The organism is Pseudomonas extremorientalis (assembly GCF_024584605.1).
GTDB lineage: Bacteria > Pseudomonadota > Gammaproteobacteria > Pseudomonadales > Pseudomonadaceae > Aquipseudomonas > Aquipseudomonas extremorientalis.
The window spans coordinates 2363049-2387602 of record NZ_CP089519.1 but is presented as its reverse complement, the minus strand read 5'-3'; the positions used below and the strand labels follow the sequence as shown (position 1 = coordinate 2387602).

24 protein-coding genes are annotated in these 24554 nt (G+C 62.8%); 9 read left to right on the top strand and 15 right to left on the bottom strand.

Annotation, left to right across the window (positions count from 1 at the left end; translation table 11 throughout):
- Nucleotides 1-2: 2 nt before the first annotated feature.
- Both gbdR and gabP read right to left on the bottom strand, forming a co-directional pair.
- Complete coding sequence (gbdR, locus tag LUU92_RS10880) at nt 3-1079, bottom strand: choline metabolism transcriptional regulator GbdR (protein ID WP_092246113.1); 1077 nt, start codon at nt 1077-1079, stop codon at nt 3-5.
- Nucleotides 1076-2485: a GABA permease gene (gene gabP, locus LUU92_RS10875; RefSeq protein ID WP_093513763.1), complete on the bottom strand. Its 1410-nt coding sequence runs from the start codon at nt 2483-2485 to the stop codon at nt 1076-1078. Before gabP ends, gbdR begins: the two co-directional genes overlap by 4 nt.
- Before the next feature lie 459 nt (nt 2486-2944).
- On the opposite strand from gabP, the gene LUU92_RS10870 reads away from it, so the two are divergent.
- The 7 genes from LUU92_RS10870 to LUU92_RS10840 all read left to right on the top strand — a co-directional run bounded on the left by LUU92_RS10870 (nt 2945) and on the right by LUU92_RS10840 (nt 10178).
- On the top strand, nt 2945-3388 hold the full coding sequence (locus LUU92_RS10870; protein WP_222541443.1) for a GNAT family N-acetyltransferase: 444 nt from the start codon (nt 2945-2947) through the stop codon (nt 3386-3388).
- Between the two features lie 110 nt (nt 3389-3498).
- Entirely contained in the window at nt 3499-4602 is a 1104-nt protein-coding gene (locus LUU92_RS10865; protein WP_222541442.1) for a serine hydrolase domain-containing protein, read from the top strand.
- A 126-nt stretch (nt 4603-4728) separates the two neighbouring features.
- Nucleotides 4729-5514 carry a flagellar basal-body rod protein FlgG gene (gene flgG / locus LUU92_RS10860; protein WP_071491515.1) on the top strand — a complete coding sequence of 262 codons (786 nt, stop codon included), beginning with the start codon at nt 4729-4731 and terminating at the stop codon, nt 5512-5514.
- Nucleotides 5515-5577: 63 nt separating this feature from the next.
- A complete protein-coding gene (locus LUU92_RS10855) occupies nt 5578-6327 on the top strand; it encodes a response regulator (protein WP_071491516.1) in 750 nt (249 codons plus the stop codon).
- Entirely contained in the window at nt 6324-7385 is a 1062-nt protein-coding gene (locus LUU92_RS10850; protein WP_071491517.1) for an ATP-binding protein, read from the top strand. Before LUU92_RS10855 ends, LUU92_RS10850 begins: the two co-directional genes overlap by 4 nt.
- A gap of 221 nt (nt 7386-7606) precedes the next feature.
- Nucleotides 7607-7909, top strand: coding sequence for a hypothetical protein (locus LUU92_RS10845; protein WP_071491518.1), 303 nt, complete (start codon nt 7607-7609; stop codon nt 7907-7909).
- Nucleotides 7910-8141: 232 nt separating this feature from the next.
- Nucleotides 8142-10178 (top strand): NADH:flavin oxidoreductase, encoded by a 2037-nt coding sequence (locus LUU92_RS10840; protein WP_257103591.1) that lies wholly within the window; start codon nt 8142-8144, stop codon nt 10176-10178.
- Here the strand turns inward: LUU92_RS10840 and LUU92_RS10835 are convergent.
- Complete coding sequence (locus LUU92_RS10835; RefSeq protein WP_071491520.1) at nt 10175-10846, bottom strand: TetR/AcrR family transcriptional regulator; 672 nt, start codon at nt 10844-10846, stop codon at nt 10175-10177. The genes LUU92_RS10840 and LUU92_RS10835 overlap by 4 nt on opposite strands.
- A gap of 139 nt (nt 10847-10985) precedes the next feature.
- On the opposite strand from LUU92_RS10835, the gene LUU92_RS10830 reads away from it, so the two are divergent.
- Nucleotides 10986-11762 (top strand): hypothetical protein, encoded by a 777-nt coding sequence (locus tag LUU92_RS10830; protein WP_173668604.1) that lies wholly within the window; start codon nt 10986-10988, stop codon nt 11760-11762.
- 68 nt (nt 11763-11830) lie between these two features.
- Here LUU92_RS10830 and LUU92_RS10825 read toward each other — a convergent pair whose 3' ends face one another.
- Genes LUU92_RS10825 through LUU92_RS10810 form a run of 4 tightly spaced genes read right to left on the bottom strand, consistent with a single transcriptional unit; the run spans nt 11831 to nt 15624 of the window.
- The gene (locus LUU92_RS10825; RefSeq protein WP_093513769.1) at nt 11831-12679 is read right to left on the bottom strand and encodes an alpha/beta fold hydrolase; all 849 of its coding nucleotides are present in this window, start codon (nt 12677-12679) and stop codon (nt 11831-11833) included.
- Between the two features lie 12 nt (nt 12680-12691).
- Nucleotides 12692-13984 carry an NAD(P)/FAD-dependent oxidoreductase gene (locus LUU92_RS10820; RefSeq protein ID WP_257103590.1) on the bottom strand — a complete coding sequence of 431 codons (1293 nt, stop codon included), beginning with the start codon at nt 13982-13984 and terminating at the stop codon, nt 12692-12694.
- A gap of 43 nt (nt 13985-14027) precedes the next feature.
- Nucleotides 14028-14450 carry a RidA family protein gene (locus LUU92_RS10815; RefSeq protein ID WP_071491524.1) on the bottom strand — a complete coding sequence of 141 codons (423 nt, stop codon included), beginning with the start codon at nt 14448-14450 and terminating at the stop codon, nt 14028-14030.
- A gap of 34 nt (nt 14451-14484) precedes the next feature.
- Entirely contained in the window at nt 14485-15624 is a 1140-nt protein-coding gene (locus tag LUU92_RS10810; protein ID WP_257103589.1) for an ornithine cyclodeaminase family protein, read from the bottom strand.
- 187 nt (nt 15625-15811) lie between these two features.
- Between LUU92_RS10810 and LUU92_RS10805 the strand changes: the two genes are divergently transcribed.
- A complete protein-coding gene (locus LUU92_RS10805) occupies nt 15812-16627 on the top strand; it encodes a helix-turn-helix domain-containing protein (RefSeq protein WP_222541440.1) in 816 nt (271 codons plus the stop codon).
- 11 nt (nt 16628-16638) lie between these two features.
- Here the strand turns inward: LUU92_RS10805 and LUU92_RS10800 are convergent, their stop codons facing one another.
- From LUU92_RS10800 to LUU92_RS10765, 8 genes are all read right to left on the bottom strand, one after another.
- Nucleotides 16639-17580 carry a helix-turn-helix domain-containing protein gene (locus tag LUU92_RS10800; protein WP_071491527.1) on the bottom strand — a complete coding sequence of 314 codons (942 nt, stop codon included), beginning with the start codon at nt 17578-17580 and terminating at the stop codon, nt 16639-16641.
- Between the two features lie 74 nt (nt 17581-17654).
- Complete coding sequence (locus LUU92_RS10795; protein WP_257103588.1) at nt 17655-18434, bottom strand: 2-keto-4-pentenoate hydratase; 780 nt, start codon at nt 18432-18434, stop codon at nt 17655-17657.
- Nucleotides 18431-20038 carry a bifunctional 3-(3-hydroxy-phenyl)propionate/3-hydroxycinnamic acid hydroxylase gene (locus tag LUU92_RS10790; RefSeq protein WP_257103587.1) on the bottom strand — a complete coding sequence of 536 codons (1608 nt, stop codon included), beginning with the start codon at nt 20036-20038 and terminating at the stop codon, nt 18431-18433. Before LUU92_RS10790 ends, LUU92_RS10795 begins: the two co-directional genes overlap by 4 nt.
- A 62-nt stretch (nt 20039-20100) precedes the next feature.
- A complete protein-coding gene (locus LUU92_RS10785) occupies nt 20101-20703 on the bottom strand; it encodes an amino acid synthesis family protein (RefSeq protein ID WP_071491530.1) in 603 nt (200 codons plus the stop codon).
- A gap of 10 nt (nt 20704-20713) precedes the next feature.
- Nucleotides 20714-21172, bottom strand: a complete 459-nt coding sequence (locus LUU92_RS10780; protein WP_071491531.1) for a VOC family protein — start codon at nt 21170-21172, stop codon at nt 20714-20716.
- 11 nt (nt 21173-21183) lie between these two features.
- Nucleotides 21184-22224 (bottom strand): beta propeller repeat protein, encoded by a 1041-nt coding sequence (locus tag LUU92_RS10775; protein ID WP_071491532.1) that lies wholly within the window; start codon nt 22222-22224, stop codon nt 21184-21186.
- 12 nt (nt 22225-22236) lie between these two features.
- The gene (locus LUU92_RS10770) at nt 22237-23031 is read right to left on the bottom strand and encodes an SDR family NAD(P)-dependent oxidoreductase (RefSeq protein WP_257103586.1); all 795 of its coding nucleotides are present in this window, start codon (nt 23029-23031) and stop codon (nt 22237-22239) included.
- A 27-nt stretch (nt 23032-23058) separates the two neighbouring features.
- The gene (locus LUU92_RS10765; RefSeq protein ID WP_092246166.1) at nt 23059-24549 is read right to left on the bottom strand and encodes an aldehyde dehydrogenase family protein; all 1491 of its coding nucleotides are present in this window, start codon (nt 24547-24549) and stop codon (nt 23059-23061) included.
- Nucleotides 24550-24554 lie beyond the last annotated feature (5 nt).

Below are 24554 nucleotides of genomic sequence, written 5' to 3'. Positions count from 1 at the left end.
GTTCAGGACTTCAGGTTTTTCACACTGGCAAACGTTGCCTCGCCCCGCGCCTGCTCCAATACATTCATTGGCGCGGGCGCCGGCAATGTGTGCAACGCCGGCTTGAGCATGATGGACCGCTCGCTGTCCGTGACGGAACGCTCGTCACTGGGGGGCACGCCGAAGTACTCGCGATAGCACTTGGAGAAATGCGGCGTGGACACAAAGCCGCAGAGCACGGCCAATTCGACGATTGAAATGGGTGTCTGCTTGAGCAACTGCCGCGCGCGGATCAGCCGCAGCCGCAGGTAGTAGCGCGAGGGCGAACAGTGCAGGTACTTCTGGAACATGCGCTCAAGCTGGCGACGCGACAGCGCGACATACGCCGCCAGTTCATCCAGGTTGATCGGCTCTTCCAGGTTGGCCTCCATCAATGCCACGACTTCCTGCAGCTTGGGCTGCTGGGTGCCGAGCATGTGCTTGAGCGGTACGCGCTGGTGGTCCTGCTCGTTGCGGATGCGCTCGTAGACAAACATGTCCGAGATGGCCGCCGACAATTCGTGCCCGTGCTCACGGCCGATCAGGTGCAGCATCATGTCCAGGGGCGCCGTGCCGCCTGAACTGGTGAGCCGGTCGCGGTCGAGGGTGAACAGGCTGGAACTGACGGTCACCCGTGGAAACGCCTCCTGCATCGCCGCCAACCATTCCCAATGCACGCTGCATTCATACCCGTCGAGCAAGCCAGCCCGCGCCAACACAACGCTGCCGGTGCAAATCCCACCCAGTCGCTTGGCATAACGCGCCTGGCTGCGCAGCCACTTGACCAGTTCGCCGGTCACGGTGCCCTGGATGCCGATGCCGCCGCACACCATCACAATGTCGGCGGGCGGCACGCTGAGGATCGAACCGTCGGGCGTGATCGGCACACCGTCGCTGGCCCACACCGGGTTGCCGTCCGGGCTTGCCGTGTGCCACTTGTAAAGCTCCTGGCCCGACAACTGGTTGGCCATGCGCAACGGCTCCACCGCTGCCGCCAGCGACATCAGGGTGAACTGGTCCAGCAGCAGGAAAACAATACTGCCGACCGGGCGGCCACTCATGATTGCGAAACTGCGGCCACCGGTTTTTGCGTGGGTTCCGGGTGCCGGGCGGTGAGCAAGCCGATCAAGGAAATCATCAGGGCCAGGACGAGGGTCGAAGAGACTTCGAAACGGTGTTCGGGCGTGACCAGCATCACCGTCAAGGCCGCGCAGATGAACGCGATGACCAGCCAGGTCAGCCACGGAAACAGCCACATCTGGAAGCTCAGCGTGACCTTGCGCTGGCGCAGGGTCTTGCGCATGCGCAACTGCGAAACCGCGATCACCAGGTACACCAGCAAGGCGATGGCCCCCGAACTGGCCAGCAGGAACTGGAACAGCCCGGCCGGCATGAAGTAGCTGAGCAGGGTCACGCCCGCGCCCAGGATGGTGCTGGCGATCACCGCCGCCCTCGGCACACTCGCCGCCGAGGTCTTTTTCATCAGCGCGGGTGCATCTCCTCGCTTGCCGAGGGAAAACAGCATGCGCGAGGCAATGTAGATCGAAGAGTTCATGCAACTGGCCACGGCGATCAGTACCACCCCATCCACCAGCAGCTTGGCGTGGGGAATGTTCATCAATTCCAGTGCACGCTGATAAGAGCCAACCGAGGCCAGCAACGGGTCATCCCATGGCACCACGGAGATCACCACGAAGATCGACAGCAGGTAGAACACCCCGATGCGCCACATCACCGAGCGCGTGGCCCGGGCGATGTTCTGCGCCGGGTTGCTGGACTCGGCCGCCGCAATGGTGACGGCCTCCGTGCCGATAAAACTGAACATGATGGTGATAAAGGCGCCGACCACCGCCGACAGCCCGTTGGGCGCAAACCCGCCATGGTCCTGCATCAACTGGCCAAGCCCACTGGCCTCGCGTTCCGGCACCCAGCCCATCAGCACCGCAAAGCCCACGCCGATAAAACCGATGATCGCGATCACCTTGGCCATGGCGAACCAGAACTCGAACTCGCCGTACTTGGACACGCTGAACAGGTTGGTGACCACCAACAAAAAGATCGACAACAAGGCAAACAGCCAAGCGTCGATCTGCGGGAACCACTGGTTGAGGATATGCCCGGCGGCCAGGGCCTCGATGGGGATCACCAGCACCCAGAACCACCAGTACAGCCAGCCGATGGTAAAGCCGGCCCAGCGGCCGATGGCCTGGTCGGCGTAGGTCGAGAATGAGCCGGTATCCGGGTTGGCCACCGCCATCTCCCCCAGCATGCGCATCACCAGCACCACCAGCAGGCCGGAAAACAGATAGGCCAGCAGCACCGCCGGCCCCGCCGCCGCAATCGCATGCCCGGACCCGACAAACAACCCCGCGCCGATAATCCCCGCAATGGAAAGCATGGTGACATGGCGCGGCTTGAAGCCTTGCGCCAACTGGCCGTTCGAGTCGTTGGAATTGAGGCTATTCATTGTTTTTGTTGTTCTCGGTGACCGGCGTGAGGACTGACTGGAGGGTCAGGCGATCGTCATTTTTGAATGATGGGTCACCTTACGCGGGCTGACTGGCGCGAAAATAGCCTGAAAACGGCGGAGGTTGGTCTGATATCGACATAGTGTTTCGGAAATAGGTTATCCGGTACGTCAGGCCTTGCCGCTCTGCCGGTCGATCACGGGCGAATGATCTCTGCGGCAAGGGCACTTACCCTCCCAAATTCATCGTATCTGACGATAGAATCAGGCTACCCGATGGATCACTTGTTACATACAGAAATACCTTCTCAGTCTCAGCAGAATCATCCCTGGCTGATTAGTAGGGTTGTATCTATGACAGCAGGTTTGAACCATGAACGACGAATACGACTTCAGCTCCGGCAAGCGCGTTGCAGTCGCCAGCAACAAAGGCTAAACCCACTCCGCTGAGGTAATCACTTGCCTACACGCTCGATAAACATCCGCCAGGCCACGCCCGACGACGTGCACGCCCTGATCGAACTGGATGCTTACGCCACGGCCCATACCCACCGCCGCGTATTCATCCATGAAGCGGTGGTTCGCCAACACTGCCTCGTCGCCGTCGATAGCGCTGGCCGGTGTGTGGGATACCTGGTGCTGACCCATGATTTTTTCGATCATGGCTTCGTGGCACTGGTGGTTGTGTCGCCGGTTTATCAGCACCAAGGTGTTGCGCTGCGGTTGCTGACGGCGGCACAAGCAGCGTGCAAGACGCCCAAGCTGTTTACTTCAACCAATGCGTCGAACACCGCCGCCCAGGCGCTGTTTGCAAAGGCCGGGTTCGTGCCGAGCGGGCACATCGAAAACCTTGACGATCACGACCCAGAGCGGGTGTATGTGAAATTCATCCAACCCCTGTGAGTGCTGGCCTCATCAGCTCCACGCCGCCTCCATCGAACCTCCCGCAAACATCCACCCCCCTCGCGCACACTGGCACCTCCTGAAACCGCAAAAACGCTTCAGAGGTGCCCATGTTCCGAACCCTTGCGGCGAGTGTCCTGCTGATGTCCGCGCCCCTGGCGATAGCCACCCCGCTCACGGACGAACAACGCTCGGCCATCGACCGCTATGTCAACGCAGAAATAACCCGTCAGCAGTTGCCGGGCCTGGCCCTCGGGATCTTCCGAAACGGCCAGGCCGTGCTCGCCGAGGGCTATGGCCTGGCGAATGTGGAACTCAACGTGCCCATGAGCGCCGACAGCGTGTTACAGTCTGGCTCGGTGGGTAAATCCTTTACCGCAACGGCCGTCATGATGCTGGTGGAGCAAGGCAAGGTCGGCCTGGACGACAGCATCCGCCAGTACTTCCCCGAGGCGCCGGCAAGTTGGGCGCCGATCACGGTCGCCCATCTGTTGTCCCACACGTCCGGCTTGTCGGCCTACGACACGCCAGCGCTGCAAAAGCCTGGTGGCCCATTGGATATACGCCGCGACTTCACCGAAGCGCAGCTGGCCAAGGCGATTGCCAAGCTGCCGCTGGACTTCAAGGCCGGGCAGAACTGGGCCTACGAAAACACCAATTTCGTGCTGCTCGGCATCCTGATCCAGCGTGTCAGCGGGATACCTTATGGCGAGTTTCTCCAGCAGCATATCTTCACACCGCTGGGCATGCGCTCGACACGGGTCATCTCGGACCTCGCGATTGTGCCCAACCGGGCGTCGGGCTACGAAAGGGTCGACGGTGAGCTGAGGAACCAGGAATGGGTGTCGCCGACCTTCAATGCCACGGCCGACGGCACGCTCTATTTCAGCGTCCGCGACCTGGAGCGCTGGGACCGCGCCCTCTACGATGAAACCCTGCTGACACAAGCCTCGCTGCAACGGATGTGGACGCCCTACCCCTACGCCGGCAAACAGCGGGCGCAAGGCTACGGGTTCGGCTGGGAAATCCGCACAGTCAACGGCCACCCCGTGATCGAGCACGGCGGCTCCTGGCAAGGCTTTACCTCGTCCATCTCGCGCTACCTCGACGACCGGTTGACGGTGGTGGTGCTGACCAACCTGGATGCCGAACACAGCTACCCGGAAGTCATCGGACGTGGCGTAGCCGGCCTGATCGAACCCGGATTGAAGTGATCAGGGCCAACAAAAAATGCCGCTCTCCATCATTCCTCCACAAAACCTCCCCTGAATGCGCACGTTCGTTGCGCACAATGGCGTTCATCAGAGTGCCCGGTCGACCGGGTTCACACGGAGAACGGCATGATTCCAGCCCTGTACGTCGCAAAAACCGGCTTGTCGGCCCAGGACACGCAGCTGACGACAATTTCCAACAACCTGGCGAACGTCTCGACCACCGGTTTCAAACGTGATCGCGCCGAGTTCCAGGACTTGCTCTACCAGATCAAGCGCCAGCCGGGCGCGCAGTCGACACAGGACAGTGCGTTGCCGTCGGGGTTGCAACTGGGCACCGGCGTACAGATCGTCGGCACCCAGAAAAACTTCAGCGCCGGCAGCCTGCAAACCACCGGGCAACCGCTGGACCTGGCGGTGAACGGGCGCGGTTTTTTCCAGGTGTTGCAGCCGGACGGCACCACCGGCTATACCCGCGACGGCACCTTTCACCTGAACGCCAATGGCCAGGTGGTGACGGCCAGCGGCTTTGCACTGGAACCGGCCATCGTGGTGCCGGATAACGCCAAGACCTTTACCGTGGGCCAGGATGGCGTGGTGTCGATCACCGTGGCCGGCAACCCCGCTGCGCAAGTGATCGGCAACCTGCAAACCGCCGACTTCATCAACCCCGCCGGCTTGCAGGCAATCGGCAACAACCTGTTCCTGGAGACCGCCTCCAGCGGCGCGCCCCAGGTCGGCACGCCGGGGCTCAACGGGTTTGGCACCACCCTGCAACGGTCTCTGGAGACCTCCAACGTGAGCACCGTTGAAGAGATGGTCAATATGATCACCACACAACGGGCCTATGAAATGAACTCCAAAGTGATTTCCACCGCCAACCAGATGTTGGGCGCCCTCACCCAGAAGCTATGATCAACACTTGCAAGCGTGGCCAGGGAGCGGCAAACACGACAAGGCTTATTCACCGAGCAGACTATGAACGATTTTCCCGTTGCATCCTCGCCCCTTCCGAACAGCGTCCGAGACACCCAGGCGCTGATCCTGATCGCCGAAGACGAGCCCGAGATCGCCGACATCCTGATTGCCTATCTCAAGCGCAGCGGCTTTCGTACCGCTCACGCCCTCGACGGCCGGCGCGCCCTGGAATTGCACCAGGCCCTCAAGCCCGATCTGATGCTGCTGGATGTACTGATGCCCCAGGTCGATGGCTGGAAGGTCCTGGCCGAGGTGCGTCATCGCGGCAATACGCCGGTGATCATGCTGACCGCCCAGGACCAGGACATGGACAAGCTGATGGGCCTGCGCATCGGTGCCGACGACTACATCGTCAAGCCATTCAACCCGGCCGAGGTGGTGGCGCGTACCCAGGCCGTGCTGCGACGCTCCATCGCCTACACATATGCCGCCGGCGCCAATGTGTTGCGGGTCGATGGTTTTGAAATCGACATCGAAAGCCATCAGGTCACGGTGAATATCGAGGGCAAGGTCCTGCCGCTGCTACTGACCGTCACCGAATTCAAACTGCTCGCGCAATTGGCCCGGGCACCGAAACGCGTGTTCAGCCGCGCGGAATTGCTGGCGCTGTGCTCACCGGAAAGCGACAGCCTGGAACGCACGGTCGACAGCCATATCAGCAAGTTGCGCCGCAAGATCGAAGACCTGGGGCTGCAAGGCGTGCCGGCGAGCATTCGCGGCGTGGGCTATCGGTTCGGGAGTGGCGTGTGAAGAAGCTCAATGGCTTGAGCCGCCAGATCATTGCCGCCATGTCGGCGGTGGTGCTCTGCGTGATCGCCCTGGCCGTGATCGGCTCCTACGTGTTTTATGCGCTGTTATGGACCTATTGGCCGCTCTCGGACGAGCAGGCCGATGCCTGGCTGCCGGCCAATGTCGAGTGGGCGTGGATGGCCTTGACCACCTGCGTCAGCCTGGCGGTGGGTGCCTTCGTGGCCACGCGGCTGTCGCGGCGGATCCTGATGCCGCTGAACTCGGTGGCCGAGAACCTGCGCAAACTGGCGGATGGCGACCTCGATGTGCAAGCCGTCGCCGGTGACCAGTCCATCGGCGAAGCGGCGATCCTGGTGGATGATTTCAACAGCATGGCCCAGCGCTTGAAGCGCATGGCACAGGAGCAGGCATTCTGGAATGCGGCGATTGCCCATGAACTGCGCACGCCGCTGACCATCCTGCGCGGCCGCCTGCAAGGCTTGGCCGAGGGTGTATTCGAACCGGACACGGCGCAGTTCTACAGCCTGCTCGGTCAGGTCGAAGGGCTGGCGCGGATGATCGAGGACCTGCGGGTAGTCGGCCTGGGCGACAGCGGCTACCTCGAACTCAATGTGCAGGACGCCGACCTGGCCGCCGGCATTGAAGAGGATGTGCGGCTGTTCGAACCGAGCCTGGTCGCCGCCGGTTTTACCCTGCAACTGGACCTGCAACGCCGGACCCTGCGCTGCGACCCCGCCCGGATACGCCAGGCCCTGCTGGCCCTGCTCGACAACGTGCGTCGGCACGCCACGCCCGGCAACGTCAACGTGCACCTGAGCACCCGCGATGGCATGCATTACCTGAGGGTACGCGACGACGGCCCCGGCATCGATGAGAACCTGGCCACGCACCTGTTCGATGCCTTCCAGCGCGGCGAAAACTCACGTTCCCGCGCCCAGGGCGGCAGCGGCCTGGGCCTGGCGGTGGTGCGCGCGATTGCCCTCGCCCACGGCGGTGCGGTGACGTGCCGGAAAATGGAAAACGGCGGAACGCTGTTTGAACTCAGTTGGAATCTTTGAGTAACCCAGGCCCCACCATGCGCATCTTTTCCATGATGTTCAGAACAACCCGGCGCTATCGATGCTTTGTCTTATTGGACGCCGAGGGTACGTGCGTTGCATTCAAAAGCTGTGCAGCACTGCCCGGAAACGGGCACTGGATCGAAGTTGAATGCATCAACTTGTCGTGGCTGGGCAACCCCTTTCCCAGTCACGCCCGGATAGCTCAGCGAGCGTGAGAAATGAATTCGTCCTTATCACCCCTTGAAGAGTCGTTGAAACTGCACACTGCCCGGCTGAAACGGCTGCAGCGTTACTGGGTGCCGTTGCAACAGCGCGCGCCCAAATGGGTATTGGCGCTGTGGATCATCGGCGTAGCCGTGTCGCTGGCGACTCAATGCTGGTGCCATTGGTTCGTGACCGCGCCGCTGATCTGCGCGCTGATCATCGCGGAAATCGTGATCGACGAGGCGCAGATGACCCTGCTGTTGCGCACCGATGCCGTGCGCGATTTATTGAATACAGCCCGTGGTCGCTGCTTCTGAGCCTGCTCACCACAGCACGTCCACTCAGCACCACAAGCCCGCTCACTACAACCTGAACATTCCCTCAAACCGCGTGTTGTCCACCGTGCTCCCGCGCGCCTGCATCATTTGGAGAGCATCGGCAGGTCGAAATTAAAATGTACATGCGTGTCGAGATTTATTGACGCACATGTACATTTATCCTAATTTCAAATCGCCAAGCCTGATGATGGCCACGACGGAGCACACTCTGATGTCCAACGATCCCCTGCTGCAGCCCTATAAGATCAAGCACCTGACCCTGCGCAATCGGATCATGACCACGGCCCACGAACCGGCCTACCCGGTGGACGGCATGCCGCAGGCGCTGTACCGCGCCTACCACGTCGAACGCGCCAAGGCTGGTGTGGCCTTGACCATGACCGCAGGCTCCGCCGCGGTGTCGCGGGACAGCCCGCCGGTGTTCAACAATGTGCTGGCGTACAAGGATGAAGTGGTCGGCTGGCTGAAGGATTTGACCGACGAGTGCCACGAACATGGCGCGGCGGTGATGATCCAGTTGACGCACCTGGGCCGTCGCACACGCTGGGACAAGGCCGACTGGCTGCCGGTGGTGTCGCCTTCGCACCGGCGCGAGGCCTCGCACCGCTCCTTCCCGAAGAAGCTGGAAGACTGGGACATCGAGCGAATCATCAAAGACTACGTCGACGCGGCCGAGCGCATGCAGGCCGCCGGGCTGGATGGCCTGGAGCTGCAAGCCTACGGGCATTTGATGGACCAGTTCTGGTCGCCGCTCACCAACGAGCTGGATGGCCCGTACGGCGGCCCGCTGGAAAACCGCATGCGCTTTACCTTCGATGTCCTGCGCGGCATTCGCCAGCGGGTCGGTGAAGACTTCCTGCTGGGCGTGCGCTACACCGGCGACGAGGCGCTGCCGGGCGGGTTCAATGCCAGCGAAGGTTTGCAGGTGTCGCACCTGCTCAAGGACAGCGGCCTGGTGGACTTCCTCAACGTGGTGCGCGGGCATATCGATACGGATGCGGGCCTCACCGATGTGATCCCGATCCAGGGCATGCGCAACTCGCCGCACCTGGAGTTTGCCGGTGAGATCCGTGCGTCTACCGGGTTCCCCACCTTCCATGCGGCAAAAATCCCCGATGTCGCCACGGCGCGCTACGCCATCGCATCAGGCAAGGTGGACATGGTCGGCATGACCCGCGCCCACATGACCGACCCGCATATCGTGCGCAAGATCATCGAGCGGCGTGAAGAAGACATTCGGCCCTGCGTCGGCGCCAATTACTGCCTGGACCGCATCTACCAGGGCGGTGCGGCGTACTGCATCCACAACCCCGCCACCGGTCGCGAAACCAGCATGCCCCATGACATTCCCAAGGCAGCGGTGCCGCGCAAAGTGCTGATTGTCGGCACGGGACCTGCCGGGCTGGAAGCGGCGCGGGTCGCCGGTGAGCGCGGGCATGATGTAACGGTGCTGGAAGCGGCGGACCGGCCCGGTGGGCAGATCCGCCTGACCGCCCTGAGCGAGCGGCGCCGCGAAATGATCGGCATCATCGACTGGCGCATGAGCCAGTGCGAACGCCTGGGTGTCAAGTTCCACTTCAACACCTGGGCCGAGGCCGAGGCCGTGCTGGCGCTGGAGCCGGATGTGGTGATCGTGGCGACCGGCGGCCTGCCGCATACCGAGGTGCTGGCCCAGGGCAATGAGCTGGTGGTGTCGACCTGGGACATCATTTCCGGCGACGTCAAGCCGGGGCGCCATGTGCTGATCTTCGACGACGCCGGAGACCACGCCGCCCTGCAAGCGGCCGAGGTGATTGCGCAGAGTGGTGCCAGCGTGGAAATCGTCACGCCGGACCGCTCGTTCGCGCCGGAAGTCATGGCCATGAACCTGGTGCCCTACATGCGCAGCCTGCAGGACCTGGACGTGACCTTTACCGTGACCTATCGGGTCGAAACGGTGGAGAAACGCGACGGTCGGCTGCTGGTCACTTTCGGCAGTGACTACGGCGCGGTGCACAAGCAGCGGGTGGTGGACCAGGTGGTGGTCAACCACGGCACCCTGCCCCTGGATGACCTGTACTTCGACCTGCGGGGGCATTCCAGCAACGGCGGCGCGGTCGAGCAGCACGACTTGATCGCCGGCAACGCGCAGCACCTGGTGACCAACCCCGAGGGCCGCTTCCAACTGTTCCGCATCGGCGATGCAGTGGCCGCACGCAACACCCATGCGGCGATCTACGACGCGCTGCGGTTGGTCAAGGATCTCTAAAGCGGCTCAAACACCCCCGGTGCGGTCTCGGCGTAGCCAAACGCCCCAAAGAAGCGGTCCAGTTCGCGCCGCTTCAAGGCCTTGCCGGTGAACACGCTGACGTACTGGGGAATGCGCCGGAAGCGCACCACCACGTCCTCGCTGGTGTTCATCGAGATGTAGCCGATCTGCGTCAGGTAGATGGTCCGCGCGCGCACATCGGCGGCCTCGTCATCGTAGCCAAAGCGCCGGAACATGCCGGTCAGGGCGTTGATACGGGTGTCATCGGCCAGGGCGATTTCCGCGCTGACTTCTGCCGACTGCATGGCCCAACTGCGCACGGCAAATTCGAACTGCGAGTCGAACAGCTCCGGGTTCAGCCAGCATTCAAAGACGTTGAGAATCGCCTCGGAAATGCTTTCGGCGTAACGCTCGCACTGGAACACCAGGTTGCCGGTGTTCTTGTCGCGCCAGCGCGCCAGCAAGGCGGCGAGCAGTTGCTCGCGGTCCTCGAAAAACCAATAGAAACTGGTACGCGACAAGCCCAGCTGCTTGGCCAGCGGCAGCACGCGCACGGCGTCGATGCCGGACTCTTTCAACGCCGCGTAGGCGGCGTCCAGCCACACATCGACCGAGCCTCGCCAGCCCGTGTCCTGGTTCTTGCCTCGCGGTTTTGCCGATGGAGCCATCCGGGGGTCACCTTTGCCTGGGAAATGCCGGTCACTTTACACGCCCCCTTCCCTGCGTGCAGTTCGTCGGTAAAACCGCACAAAGAAAAAATCCAGACTACTGTACATGCATACAGCAACGTAGTTGAGGATGAGCATCATGAATGACGATTTGAAGCAGGCAGGTTCTACCACCACCGCACAGCCGACCACCTCATTCGAGCAGGCTAAGACCGGTCGAGCACTGGATTTCACCTGGGCGCCTGACGCCAACACGACGAACACCATCGTCTCGGCGGATTGTGTCGACTATCGGGTCGATACCTCCCGGGGCAGCCCCACCGGTGACAGCCACTCCATTGCACGGCTGACCTACGTCCAGGGGAATGGGGGTGGCCAGATCGGCACGCTGTTTCTCGAAGAAGTGCGTGCCGGCGTAGGCGCCAATACCCAGATAGGGCTGATGGTAGGACGCAAATGGGCAATGGACGCCGACACAGCGAATACCGGCAGCATCGGCACCTACGTCGTGGAACAGTTCGATGACATGCGTGCCAGCGTCAACTACGTCGGGGCCTTCGCCCGTGTCTTCGCCGACCCCAGGATGGTCAGTTATCACGCCGGGGGCCATGTACACACCAATATCTCGATCACCGGCAGCAGGGCCCTGAGCATGGCGGATTCAGGCAAGTCGATTCTGGTCCTGAGCAACACGGACGTGACCCTGACGCTGGGTGATGATGTGACGGAAGGGTTCAGGGCCACGTTGATCCAGGCGGCGGCAGGCAAGATCAACATCGTCGCATCGGGCAACCACACGCTCTACAGTAATGCGGGAAGCCGTACACGCACGCTGAGCCCCCTGGATGAGCTGGAACTCAGCACGTTTCCAGGCGGCCCGGTGTTCCTGGCCTTCCGGGTGAGGCCGGCAGCCTGAGGTAGCAGGCCAGGCCCCGGGGATTCGGCAGCAAGCAGCCTTGAAGATCAACGCGGTCAACGAGTTCCCTAGGAACACTCAGGCGCAAGTTCCCTGAGGAATGCCCAAACCAATGCGTTGAACACCTCGCCCTGGTCGTCATGCACATAGTGACTCGCGTCGGCCACCTCCACGGTCCGAATATGCGGGTTGCTCGCGGTCATTGCTTCCAACGTTGCTGCCGGCAGGAAGTCCGAGCGACCGCCGCGAATAAACAGGGTCGGGCAATCCAATGCACGCACCGCCGGCCACAAATCCGTCGGCTCGATGCTCAGGCGCGCCTGGGCAATCCCCTGCTGATCATGGCGCCAGGTGATCCCTGCGTCGTTTTCCTTCATCGAATGCGCCAGCCTGGAGTTCAGGCCCTGCTCCGACAGACCGGGGCGTGACGCCTGCCAGAAGGCACGGGCCAGCTCCCAGTTCTCGAACTGCAACGGTGTCTGGCTCATCTCGCGACGGATACGCGCAGCGCCATCGCCCTGGCTTGAAGAACCGGGGCCGATGTCTTCAATCATCAGCCCCATCAGCCGACCAGGGTGCTGCCGCGCATATTCAAGGGCGTTGGCGCCGCCCAATGAATGCCCCAGCAAGACAAACCGCTGCAAGCCCACATGGGCGACGAAGTCAGCGAGGTCTTCGACATACGACTGCGTGTGGTAGGTGTCGGGCGCGGCCCAATCACTCAGGCCCCGCCCGCGTTGGTCCAGGGCATAGATGCAATAGCCTGCGCCCAGGGACTGCACCAGCGAATCCCAGGTTTGCGCATAAGCGCGCAAACCATGCAGCAGCACCAGCGGCACGCCACCCGGCTTGCCCCAGCGCAAAAAATGCAGGCGCAGGCCGCAACGGTTGGTGAAGAAACAACTGTCAGCAAGCATCGGTGTGTTCCTCTAGAAACGATCGAAGCGATAAGGGCTTGGGTCGATGATCGGTGTATGCCCGCTGACCAGGTCTGCCGCGAGATGACCCGCTGCAGGGGACGTACCAAAGCCATGCCCGGAGAAACCCGTGGCCACGGTCAGCCCGGGGATCTGCGCAACCGGCCCGATCACCGGGTTCGAATCCGGCGTGACATCAATCGTACCGGCCCAGGCCTGGGCGATGCGCGCCTGCTCGAACACCGGCCAGGCGGCGATGAGGTTGTTCATCGCATCGCCGTTCAGCCGTGGGTTGGCCGGAGGGTCCTGCACCCGGACGCGCTCGAACGGGCTCACACTGCTGGAGTGCCAACGCCGTGCAAGCTTCAGGTCGTGCAGGAACGGCTTGCCCAGCGATACATCGAGCACATGGCGCTGCGCCCGGAACTGCGGCATGTACTGCTTGGCGAGTAACAGGTGATCAAGGGTCAGGAAGGCGTCCAGCTTGCCGCGCTGGGTGACGATGAAACCGCCGTCCTTGTGCTTGCGGAACGAAAAGTCCGGCGCGCCGACGGCAATCTGCGTCGGCCCTTCCATGGGGTGGGTGCGCAGTACCGAGCAGGTCAACGGCAGGGTCGGCAACGACACCCCCAGGTTACCCAGGAAGCGCCGCGACCACATGCCACCCGCCAGCAATACGTGGTCGCAGCGGATTTCACCTCGCTCGGTGACCACGCCACTCACGGCCCCGGCAGACATTTGCAACGTACGCACCGCACACTGCTCGACAATCACCACGCCCAGCGCCATGGCCGCCTTGGCGATGGCGCTGCTGGCCAGGGTCGGTTCGGCGCGGGCGTCAGACGGCGTAAAGATGCCACCCGCCCAATCGCCCACGCCGCCGGGCACCAACCCATCGATCTCACGCTTGCTGAGCAGCCGTGAATCCAGGGACAGATGCTCCACGGACCTGAGCCAGCCTTCATGCATCGCCATCTGCGCCGGGGTGCGGCCGACAAACATAATGCCTTCCTGGCGATAGCCGACATCCGCGCCAACCCGCTCGGGCATCTTGGCCCATAACCGGTCGGCCGCGAGGGCCAGGGGAATATCGGCGGCGTGGCGGCTGGTCTTGCGTACCCAGCCCAGGTTGCGCGACGACTGCTCGGCGGCGATGCGGCCTTTTTCCAGCACCACCACCGCGATGTTGCGTTCGGCCAGGGTCAATGCCGCCGTCAAGCCAATAATCCCGCCACCAATGATGACAACGCTGGTGGCGGCAGGAAACGCGGCGGATGTGTTCACGGGCGCAATAGTCGGTGCCATGATCAAGACTCGCTGATGGGCAAATAAGAGCAACCGCTGGCGGTCACTGCGACAGACGAATGACTTCGACCTGCGCCTTGGATGCGTTGCGATAGGCCGTCACTTCCAGCTCCACCTTGTAGACCGTCGACCCCAGTGGCGGGCACGTGACGGTGCTGGCCGGGTCGACGCCGCGAAACTTCTCGCCGATCAGGCCCATCACCGCCGGCACGTCCTTGGGGTCCTGGATGAACACCCGCGAACACACCACATCGGCCAGGCTTGCATCCACCGCCGCCAGGGCGGTTTCGATGTTGGCGAAGACCTGGCGGGCCTGCTCCAGGACGTCTTCCGGGATCAGTTTGGTCTGTGGGTTGCGACCTGCGGTGTTGGACACGTAGATCCAGTTGTCGACGACCACCAGGCGCGAATAGCTGGCCTGGTCTTCGAACGGCGAGCCGGTCTTGAGCTTGATGATGTTTGTCATGTCGAATGCCTCGTCAGAATAGGGGTTGAGTGACTTAACGCAGTACCGGGGTTTCCCACAGGTTCAGGCTGACGCCGATGCCTCGCCTGATCGCATTGCGGTACACCACCGTGCCCCAGGCCACGTCTTCCACGGGCATGCCGCCGACCGACATGATGATGATTTCCTCATCGGTCCTGCGGCCAGGGGCGGCGCCGGCGATGATCTTGCCGATGTCCTCGACGTCTTCCAGGCGCAAGGTGCCTTCGGCAATCATGTCCATGAAGCGCACGCCAATCACCGGCACGCAGTGATGCGCAGGCTTGGGCAACTCTTCAAACCAGGCCTGGTAAAGACCGGTGTTATCCAGCACCTTGCGCACGTCCGCCTGCTCCATGCCTTCATCGAGCGAGCAGGCCGCCGGCATCGCCAGAAATGCGCCCGGCTTGACCCATTCACGCCGCACAATTGGGTAGTTCGAGGGGTCGCCCGTTTCGCCGGAGCTACAATAAGTAACAAGGTCCGAATCGCGGACCACCTCTTCCAGGGTGTCCACCACCTTTATCGTGGTGATTTGCGGATAGGTCGCTTCAACCCACGCAATAAAATCGGTCAGGCTCTTCTGGCCACGGCCTTTGATTTTCAGCGTCTCGATGTGCGGGCAGACCGCGATGAACGCCGCCAAGGTGGTCTTGCCCATCACGCCCGGCCCCAGCAGGCCCACGACTTTCGAGTCCTTGCGCGCCAGGTGGCGAGCGCCCACACCGGGAATGGCCCCGGTGCGATACGCCGACAGCAGGTTGGCCGACATGTGTGCCAACGGCGCACCGGTGTCGGGATCATTCAGGGTGAACATCAGGATCGAGCGCGGCAGCCCCTTTTCGCGGTTGGCGATATTGGAGCCGTACCACTTCACGCCAGCGGTGCAGAAGCTGCCGCCCAGGTAGGCCGGCATGGCCATCATGCGCCGGTCGGCCGTGGGCTTGGGCATGTTCGGGAACGGCGAATCCTTGGGGAAAATCACCATCGCACCATGGGAATCATTGTTCGGCCCGGCCATGCGGTAGTCGCCGGCGTACAGCAGGCTGAACATCTCTTCCATGGTATTCACGCACGCCAGCATGTCGGTCACGCCCGCGCGGATCATGTCCGGCTCGGAGAGGTAGATAAAGTCGATTTTTGTAGTCGTAGACATAGTTATTCTCGGGTCGAAGGTGATACCGCTGCGGTAGGCGCAGCGCCACGCTGTCGAGGTCGAGTATCGAGGGCACGGGGCCGGGTCGTATTGTAGTTTTCGGACACGCCAGGCCTTGTGTTACCGCCAGAGTTGGCGCGAATCCTGCGTGAAAAATCGCGCCTCTGAGCCTCTCGACAGTGCACCTATGATCTCGACTCCACGGCACCACACGGCAAACGAACAACCCTGGTTCGTTCTCAATTCGTCACGGTATTCGGTCATGCCCTCCGACCACCCGGCGATCTCGCATTTCTATGCGTTCGATGCGGCTCAATCGACTCAGGTACTGGCCGTTCCGGATGGGTGCGTGGACATCGTCTTCGACTGTGATGCCGTGCGTCCGAGCGCCAAGATCTGCGGGACGCCGCTCGCCGCCAAGGCGGTCGAATTGAACCCGAACCACCATTACTTCGGCGTGCGTTTTTCACCCGGCGTCATTCCCGGTTTCATCAATGTGCTGGCGGAGGAATTGACCGAGCGGGAGCTCGACTTGCTGGAGGTTTCGACGTTTGCCCGGCGCATCTTCGACAACATCGTGCAGGCGCCGCAGTTGAGCGAGCAAATGCGCCTGTTCAATGACTATCTTGCACCCCGCCTGATGGGCAAGGCATCACCGCTGACCGCCCTGGTCATTCAACAAGCCATGCGGCATCGCGGGTCTATTCGCATCCACCAGCTTGAAGACCTCAGCGGTTACACCAGCCGCACGCTGCACCGCCAGTTCAGCCAGGACACCGGCATGTCGCCCAAGGCCTTTTGCCGGATCATCCGCTGCCAGGCCGCCCTGGACACCCTCAATACCTGCCGGGACGTGTCGTTCTCGGCGTTGGCGCTCGACCTGGGTTTTGCCGACCAGTCGCACTTCCAGCGCGACTTCAAGCAACTGGTCAGCACCACGCCCTGCGACTACCAGCGCAAAATGCTGCAGAACGCCTACGCCGAGCGGATCAGCTACGCCTGAGAATGGGCGCCCTAGCGGGTCGCCCTGAGGGTTTCGGAGGGTGACTCGCCAAACAGTTCCCGGTAATGCCCGGCAAAATGGCTCAGATGAAAAAAGCCCATCGCCACGGCAATTTCGCCAACGTTCTGGGAGCAGGCAGAGGTGCTGTTCAAGCGGCGGCGCACGGCATTCAGGCGCAGGTTGCGCAAGTATTCGACCGGGCGCATACCGGTCACGGCCTGGAAACTGTTCTGCAGGGTGCGCCGGCTGACCCGCAGGTGTTCGCACAGATCAAGAATGCTCAGGGGCGTGTCGCCACTGGCGTCGATCAACTCCTGGCAACGCTTGACCAGGTAAGCACTGACAGTGACATTGCCACGCCGGCAACGCACCTCATCGGTGGCGTTGCTGAACAGATCGAGGAAGGCGTTGAGCAATTCGTCTTCAAGCATTTTTTCAGCCGCTGGGCTGACCGCCTCGGACTGTTCCACCAGGTGACAGAACAGGGGATGGATACGCTGGCGAATGCGCAAGAGTAACGCATCGTCCACGCTCAACTGAGAAGTGGTCTTCAGCCGCTTGAGCTGCTCGTTGGACAATTCGAAGGCCGCCAGTTTGGCGAAGCGCACCGCGTCGATATTGAACGCAAAAAAGTGCGTGCCCTCGGGCGCATGCAACACAAACTCCTCGCCATCGCGCAACAGCACCACGCTGTGGGTGCCCACCTGTTGGCCTTGCACCACCGGCGCGGGGCCCAGCGACATGGCTGCGCACAGCCGCCCTTTCGGGGCGTAACCGCGCTGGACCACGCGTTTGTCCAACACCTCCTGGAACACCTGGAAGCGATCGGCGGACAATTGCCGCAGCTCACTCGTCAGGCAACCACGGCCAAGCTGGTCATACACTTGGCGCCAGCCGTGGATAGACCCGGCGTGTTGTTGAGGGTCATTGAAGGTTCGCGCTTCAGCGAGCATGGTTGTCGTTCCTCGGTGGCCTGGTGTCTTCATCGACCTGAAAGGGACGCTGTCATCCTTGACCGCACGTGGGTTTACACCGGCACGGTGTCAGCGGTGAAAACCAAAGCCAGTTCCGTGCCAAACATCTGCAGGCGATAGGTGGTCGGCTGGATGCTCAGGGGCGCCAGCAACGCCCCGGACAGCACGACCTGTCCCGCCTCCACCGGTTGACCGTCGGCCAGCAGGCGCCGGATCAGCCAGCACAGGTTGGCCAGCGGTGTGTCTTCGCGCTCCAGGGTATTGCCGTCGCCGTACAGCGCACCGGCGCACTCCAGGCGGTAGGTTGCATTGAGGTGCAGGGCTGGATCAAACGGCGTCCGTGGCCCGATGCAATAAAGCCCCGCCGCGGCGTTGTCGGCCAGGAACGCGCCGGCGCCAAAGGTCCAGGCTTGCCAGCGGCAGTCGGCGATTTCGAAGGCGGGCGCGACGTCACGGATGGCCGCCAGGATGTCCTCGTCGCTGTAGTCACCGGGCGCCAGGGTGCGCCCGATGACCACCGCCACTTCAATCTCCAGCTTGGGCTGGATCAACCGTGACAGGGCCACCGCCGTGCCCGGCTTGACGCTCATGTTCTCGGTCAACGCGCCGTACACCGGCTGATCGAGGCCAAAACGCTGTTGCGCGGCGCTGCCGGCGAAGGCGATCTTCCACCCGCTCAGGCGCTCGCCGGCCGCCAGGCGGGCGTCCAGCCCCAGGCGTTGCAGCGCGTACCCGGAATATGGGTCCAGCGTCTCGGCGGGCAACGGCGGCAGGGCCTGCCGGGTCAGGGTGGCCTGGTGCAAGCGGTTGAGCAGTTCGTTGTTGTGGCTCATGACAGTTGCTCCGCCAGTTTGCGCAGTACCCCATCCAGTCGCTCGGGCGTGGTGATCGCGGCGACAAAACGGTCCGGCCGCACCACCACGATGCAATCGCGCACCTTGGAGAACCACTCGCCCAGGCGGTTATCCACGTCTTCCACGCTGATGGCGTCCGTGGCGGTCAAGGGCTGCCCACGGCCGACACCACTGCGCGAACGATTGACCTGGATGAAACGCGCATCCCAGCGTGCCCAATAGCCGGCCATTTCCTCGCTGAGGTGCCCGCGCGGGTTCACGCGATACCCCAGCACCGCGTAGCCGTTGCCCAATACATCGTCCAGGCGGCGGCGCTGGCCCTGGGCATCTTCGATATAGGGTTGCACGAACAATTGCCCGACCAGGTCATCCTCGCGCAACTCGGCCCGCTCATGATGGACCAGGCCTTTGGTGATGGTCGCCTTGGGTTTGAACTTGAACTCCAACAGGTGCGAGCGCAGGTTGTCGACGCTGTTCACCGCCTGGAACAACCAGTCGCGTACGCCGGCCATCAAGGGGTTGGTCAAGCCCAATACCGCGCCCATGTTGTCGGCCAGCGCCACCAGCTCGGTGGCGTGCCCGCGACGCTCCTGGTCGTAGCTCACAAGAATCCCATGGGCGGCACGCCCCTGGATGATCGCCGCGAGTTTCCAGGCCACGTTGGCCACGTCGCGCAGTCCGGAGTTGAGCCCTTGCCCGGCCCAGGGCGGCGAGATGTGCGCCGCGTCGCCCACCAGCGCCACGCGGCCCTGGACAAAGCGCGCCGCTACCCGTGAATGGTGGGTGTAGGCGCGGATACGGATGATGTCCAACTGGTCGACCGCATCGCCGATATGCCCACGGATCAGGTCGCGGATGGTGCTTTCGTCGCACATCTTCGCCTCGTCCTCGCCCTCCATCAGCATGAACTCCCAACGCCGCTGCTGGTAAGGCAGGTAGATGCACACGAACGGGCGCTGCGGGTCGGCATGCAGTGCGGTGTAGGGGGCATCCAGGGTGTCATTGGCGGTGTCGACCACCACCCATTTGCGCGGATGGGTCAGCCCCAGCAGTTCAACACCGACCTTTTTGCGTACGGTGGAGCGCCCGCCGTCGGCACCGATCACATAATCGGCGCGCAATTCATAGACCTCGCCCCGGGCATCGCGCACCTGCAAGGTCACGCCCTCGCCGTCCTGCTCCAATTCGAGCATTTCGTGGCCTTGGCGCAACTCGACACCGGCATGCCGGCCGAGGGTTTCGCGCAGCGTGCCTTCGAGCAACTGCTGCATGAAGATGTTGCGCATCGGCCAGCCGTAGTGGGCGGTGCTCGGCTTGACCTCGGCGAAACACACACCGCGTGCGTTGTAATAGCGCAACGGCACGTCGCAGATCATGTCCCGCGCGGCCAGTTCGGCAACGCCGATGCCCTGCAACACCCGCAGCGCTTCATCGTCCATGCCCACCGCACGCGGGTAAGGCAGGATGCAATCAGCCAGTTCAAGGACGACGCAGTCGACACCGTACATCCCCATATAGTGTGCGGCCGTGATCCCGTTGGGACCGCCGCCGACAATGACAACTTGGGTCTTCTCCTGCTTCATCGCTCATCACCGCTTTCTTGTTGTGGTTGTAATCCGGTACAGCTCAAGGCGCACGCCTGCTGTCAGTGCAGCCCATCCAGGCCTTTGACGTCCTTAGCCTGCAGGCCGCCCAGGCGCGCATGCAAGCGTCCACGCGTAGCGAAGGCCCAGATGATCACGACCTCGTCGGGCGCCGGCCCGTCGCCAAACATCAGCGATATGCTGTCGTAGTGGGAACGGACGTACAGGGCATCCTTGTGCGCCAGCGGTACGTCGATGGTCGACCCCGGCCCGCCACGCTTGCCGGTGGACGGTACCCAGGATTTGCCGCCGCCCAGCGCGACGCGGATCGGGTCGGCTGCCGGGTTGGTCAGGAATGCATTACCGTGCTCGTACTCGCCCTCGCTGCCCACCAGGATCGCCTTGCCATAGCTGACAATCTCACGGGCGCCGGCCAGTGCCTGGATGCGCCGGCCAAACTCTTCGCCCAGCAGCGGCGAAGGGTCGACCAGTTCGGCGAGCGACTCGCTGTAGCGACCGGCATAAGGGTTGGCGATCACGGCGGCAATCGCATATTTGAACAGTGGCTCGCCATCGGCCAGTTGGCCGGTTTCGTTGGCCAGGGTTTCTTCGACAAAGCTGTACCATTTGCGGATGTGATAGCTAGCAAAATTCGCGGTTTTCATCGGGGTTGCCTCAAAGTGGGTCCAGTGGGTCCAGGTTGAAATGTCGGCTCGGTGCGCCAGCGGCCTTGAACCGGGCCTTGCCGCGCGCATCGTCATGCTCGGTCTCGAGGAAGAATTCCATGCGGTTGCCGTCGGGGTCGTTGAAGTACACGCCATGGCCGATTTCGTGGTCGGTGATCTTGACCACCTCGACACCCTTGCCCAGCAACATGCCGTAGAGCTGGCGCAGGGTGGTCATGTCTCCGTCGATTTCCAGGCCGTAGTGTTGCAACCCCAGCCCACCCTGATGGGCGCCAGGGTCGGCGCGGATCAAGGCGATGTCGTGGTGCTTGCCGCCAAACGCCATCATGACCCAGCTCTCGCCCCGGGCACTTTCGTGCATGCCCAGGATGTCGGCGTACCAGCGCGCCGACACGTCCGGGTCACTGACCCAGAGCGATAAGTGAGTACGCAGGATCTCGACTTTCATGGCGATATACCTCAGTGCTTCTTGACGATGGATTGATGCCCGGCCTTGATCTGCGCCACGGCCGGCGTCCACAGCACATCGGCGATCTCGCTGAAGTCGCGCCACTGTTTCTGCCAGCCGTCGCCGCCGTTGTCGGAGGTGAACAGGTGCCCGTACTTGGTGCCCGCCACGATCTGCCGGGGGTTGGCCGGGTTGAAGGCAATCGCCCACACGCAGGAATTGGGCTGCTGGGAAAGCGGCAGCACTTCCCAGCTGAGCGCCGCATCGCGGGACACCAGGATCTTGCTGGTGGTGCCCGGCGTGCCATCGGAAATGCTCAGGTACAGGTCGCTTTGCGAGCCCAACGGCGCGTTCATGGCGCGGATGTAATACAGGCCGAAGGCTTCGCGGCCGATGATGCCAGTCCAGGTCAGCCCTTCGTCCAGGCTGCGGTAGACCGCGTTGACGCAGACCACCACGATGACTTTCTGGCCATGGTTGGGCAGTACCAGGATGTTGTGCACGTCCGAGTTGAACTCCCACAACAGGCGGTCATCGACGCGGGTCCAACTGTCGCCGCCGTCGCGGGAGTGGAACAACCCACCCTCTTCAAGGCCGAACCACAGCTGGTCGGGGTCGGTCGGGTCGTAGGCAAACGCCAGCAGGCGTGGGCGACTGACGCCGTCGCAAAACTCCGGAATTTCCACCGGTGCCCGATCCCAGCTCAGCCCACCGTCCAGGGTGCGCCACAACACAGCGCGGGAAGGTGCACCGGTGCCGACGAAAATCCGTTGTGCGTTCCGTGGGTCCACCGCGACTTTCCACACCGTCTGCCCGTTGAACGGCGAATCGACGCGCTGCCAATGGCCGCCGGTGTCACGGCTGACGCACAAGCCCACGTCGGTGCCGGCATAAATCACCTCGGGCGCGTCGGGGTGCAGGCTCAGTGAGCGAGTGATCGCATCGAATTCCAGGTCCTGCCCCAGGCCCAGGCGATGCCAGGTACGGCCATCGTCGGCACTGCGGATCACCGCTTGCCCGACGGTGGCCACCAAAAGGGTTCCGTTACTCATCACAGATGCTCCTCAGATATAGATACCACGGGTCAAACCGCCGTCGATGCCGATGGACTCGCCGGTCACCGCGCCAGCCTTGGGCGACGCCAGGAAACCAATCAGCCAGCCCATTTCAATCGGTGCGAGGGTGCGGCGAATCGGCGTCGAGTCGATATAAGCCTGCTCGACCTGCTCCGCGGTCTTGCCTTGCTTGACCGCTTCGCGGTCATACAGCTCCTGGATATGCGGGGTATCCACAACGCCTGGGTGAATCAGGTTGACCGTGATGCCCGAGGGGCCAAGCTGGTCGGACAGAGTCTTGGTCATGTGGGCGATGGCCAGGTTGCGCATGCCCGACAGCACCTTGCTGCTGCGTCCGGTGAGGCCACCGATGTTGATGATGCGACCGAAGCCAGCGGCCTTCATGTGCGGGGTCACGGCCTTGGCGCAACGGAAGTAGCCGATCACTTTGGTGTTGAGGTCCGACAGCAGTTCATCGTCACCGGCGTGTTCGATGTCATTGCGCACTACGCCAGACGGCGCAGCGGCACCGTTGACCAGGATGTCGATGCGGCCGAAGTGCTTGTAGGCGGCTTCGACCATTTCCGACACGGCGGACATCTCATTGGTGTCGCAGAACAGCGGCAGTACTTCGTTGCCGGTCTGGGCGCTGATCTCTTCGGCGGCCAGTTGCAGGAACGCCATGCGGCGCGCGCAGATCACCACCTTGCAGCCTTCTTCGGAGAGAAAACGTGCGACTTCCTTGCCGATGCCCATGCCGCCACCGGTAACGATGGCCACGCGGCCTTTCAATTCCAGATCCATAACAATTACCTCGTGTGATTATTCAGTTCAGGCCAGATCGACAAACACGCTTTTGGTCTCGGTGTAGGCATCGATCACGTTCTTACCCATTTCCCGGCCCCAGCCGGATTGCTTGTAGCCGCCGAATGGCGAGGCCGCATCGACCACGTTCCAGCAGTTGACCCACACCGAGCCCGCCTTGAGTTGCGCCGCCACGCGGTGCGCCGAGCGCAGGTCGCGGGTCCACAGGCCGGCCGCAAGGCCATAGGGCGAATCGTTGGCGCGCAGCACCAGGTCATCGATTTCGGTCCAGCTCATTACCGTCAGCACCGGGCCGAAGATTTCTTCGCGGGCGACGCAGGCCGCCTCGGCGCGATCCAGGAACACACTGGGCGCAATGAAGTGGCCACGCTCCAGATGAGCCGGACGCCCGCCACCGCAGATCAGTTCGGCGCCCTCTTCCTGGCCGCGTTGCAGGTAGCCCTTGACCGTCGCCAGCTGGCGCCCGGAAACCAGCGGGCCCATGCTGCTGGCCGGGTCCAGGCCATTGCCGAGGACATGGGCGGCGGCGTGCCGTTCGAGTTCTTCGAGGACCTGGTCCAGCACGCTGGCGTGCACGTACAACCGCGAAGCGGCGGTGCACACCTGGCCCTGGTTATAGAAAATGCCATCGGCGGCGCCTTTGGCGGCGCGCACGATATCGGCGTCGGGCAGGATGATGTTCGGCGACTTGCCGCCCAGTTCCAGCGAGACCTTTTTCATGTTGCGCGTGGCCGCTTGCGCGATCAGCCGGCCGACCTGGGTCGAGCCGGTAAAGGCGATCTTGTCCACATCGGGATGCTCCGCCAGCGGCGCACCGGTTTCGGCGCCAAGGCCGGTGACCAGGTTGACCACGCCGGCCGGGAACCCCGCCGCCTCGATCAACTGCACCAGGCGGATCGCAACCAGCGGCGTTTGTTCGGCAGGCTTGAGCACCGCGACGCAACCGGTGGCCAGCGCCGGGCCGAGCTTCCACACGCACATGTTCAGCGGGAAGTTCCACGGCACGATCAGCGCGCAGACCCCCACCGGTTCACGCAGGGTGTAGTTGAGCATCGGCGCGCCGCTGGCCGGTGAAACGGGCAAGGTGCTGCCTTCGATCTTGGTCGGCCAGCCGGCGAAGTAGCGCAGGATGGTGGCGGCGCTGGCCGCTTCACCGCGCGCTGCAGCAATCGGCTTGCCGTTTTCCAGGGTGATCAGCTGCGCCAGTTCTTCGCGGTGCTGGTCCAACAGGTCCGCCAGGCGGAACAGCAGCAAGCCGCGCTGGGCCGGTGACTGCAACGACCAGGCGCCGTTGAACGCCGAACGCGCGGCGGCAACGGCGGCGTCCACGTCCCGTGCACCGCCCTGGGCCACTTCGGTCAGGGTGTCTTCGGTGGCCGGGTTTTCTACCGCAAAACGGCGGCCATCGGCAGCATCCTGCCAACTGCCACCGATAAACAGGCGACCCGGCTGGGACAGAAAAGCCTGGACGGCGGGTAGTACTTCAAACAGCTTCATGGTCG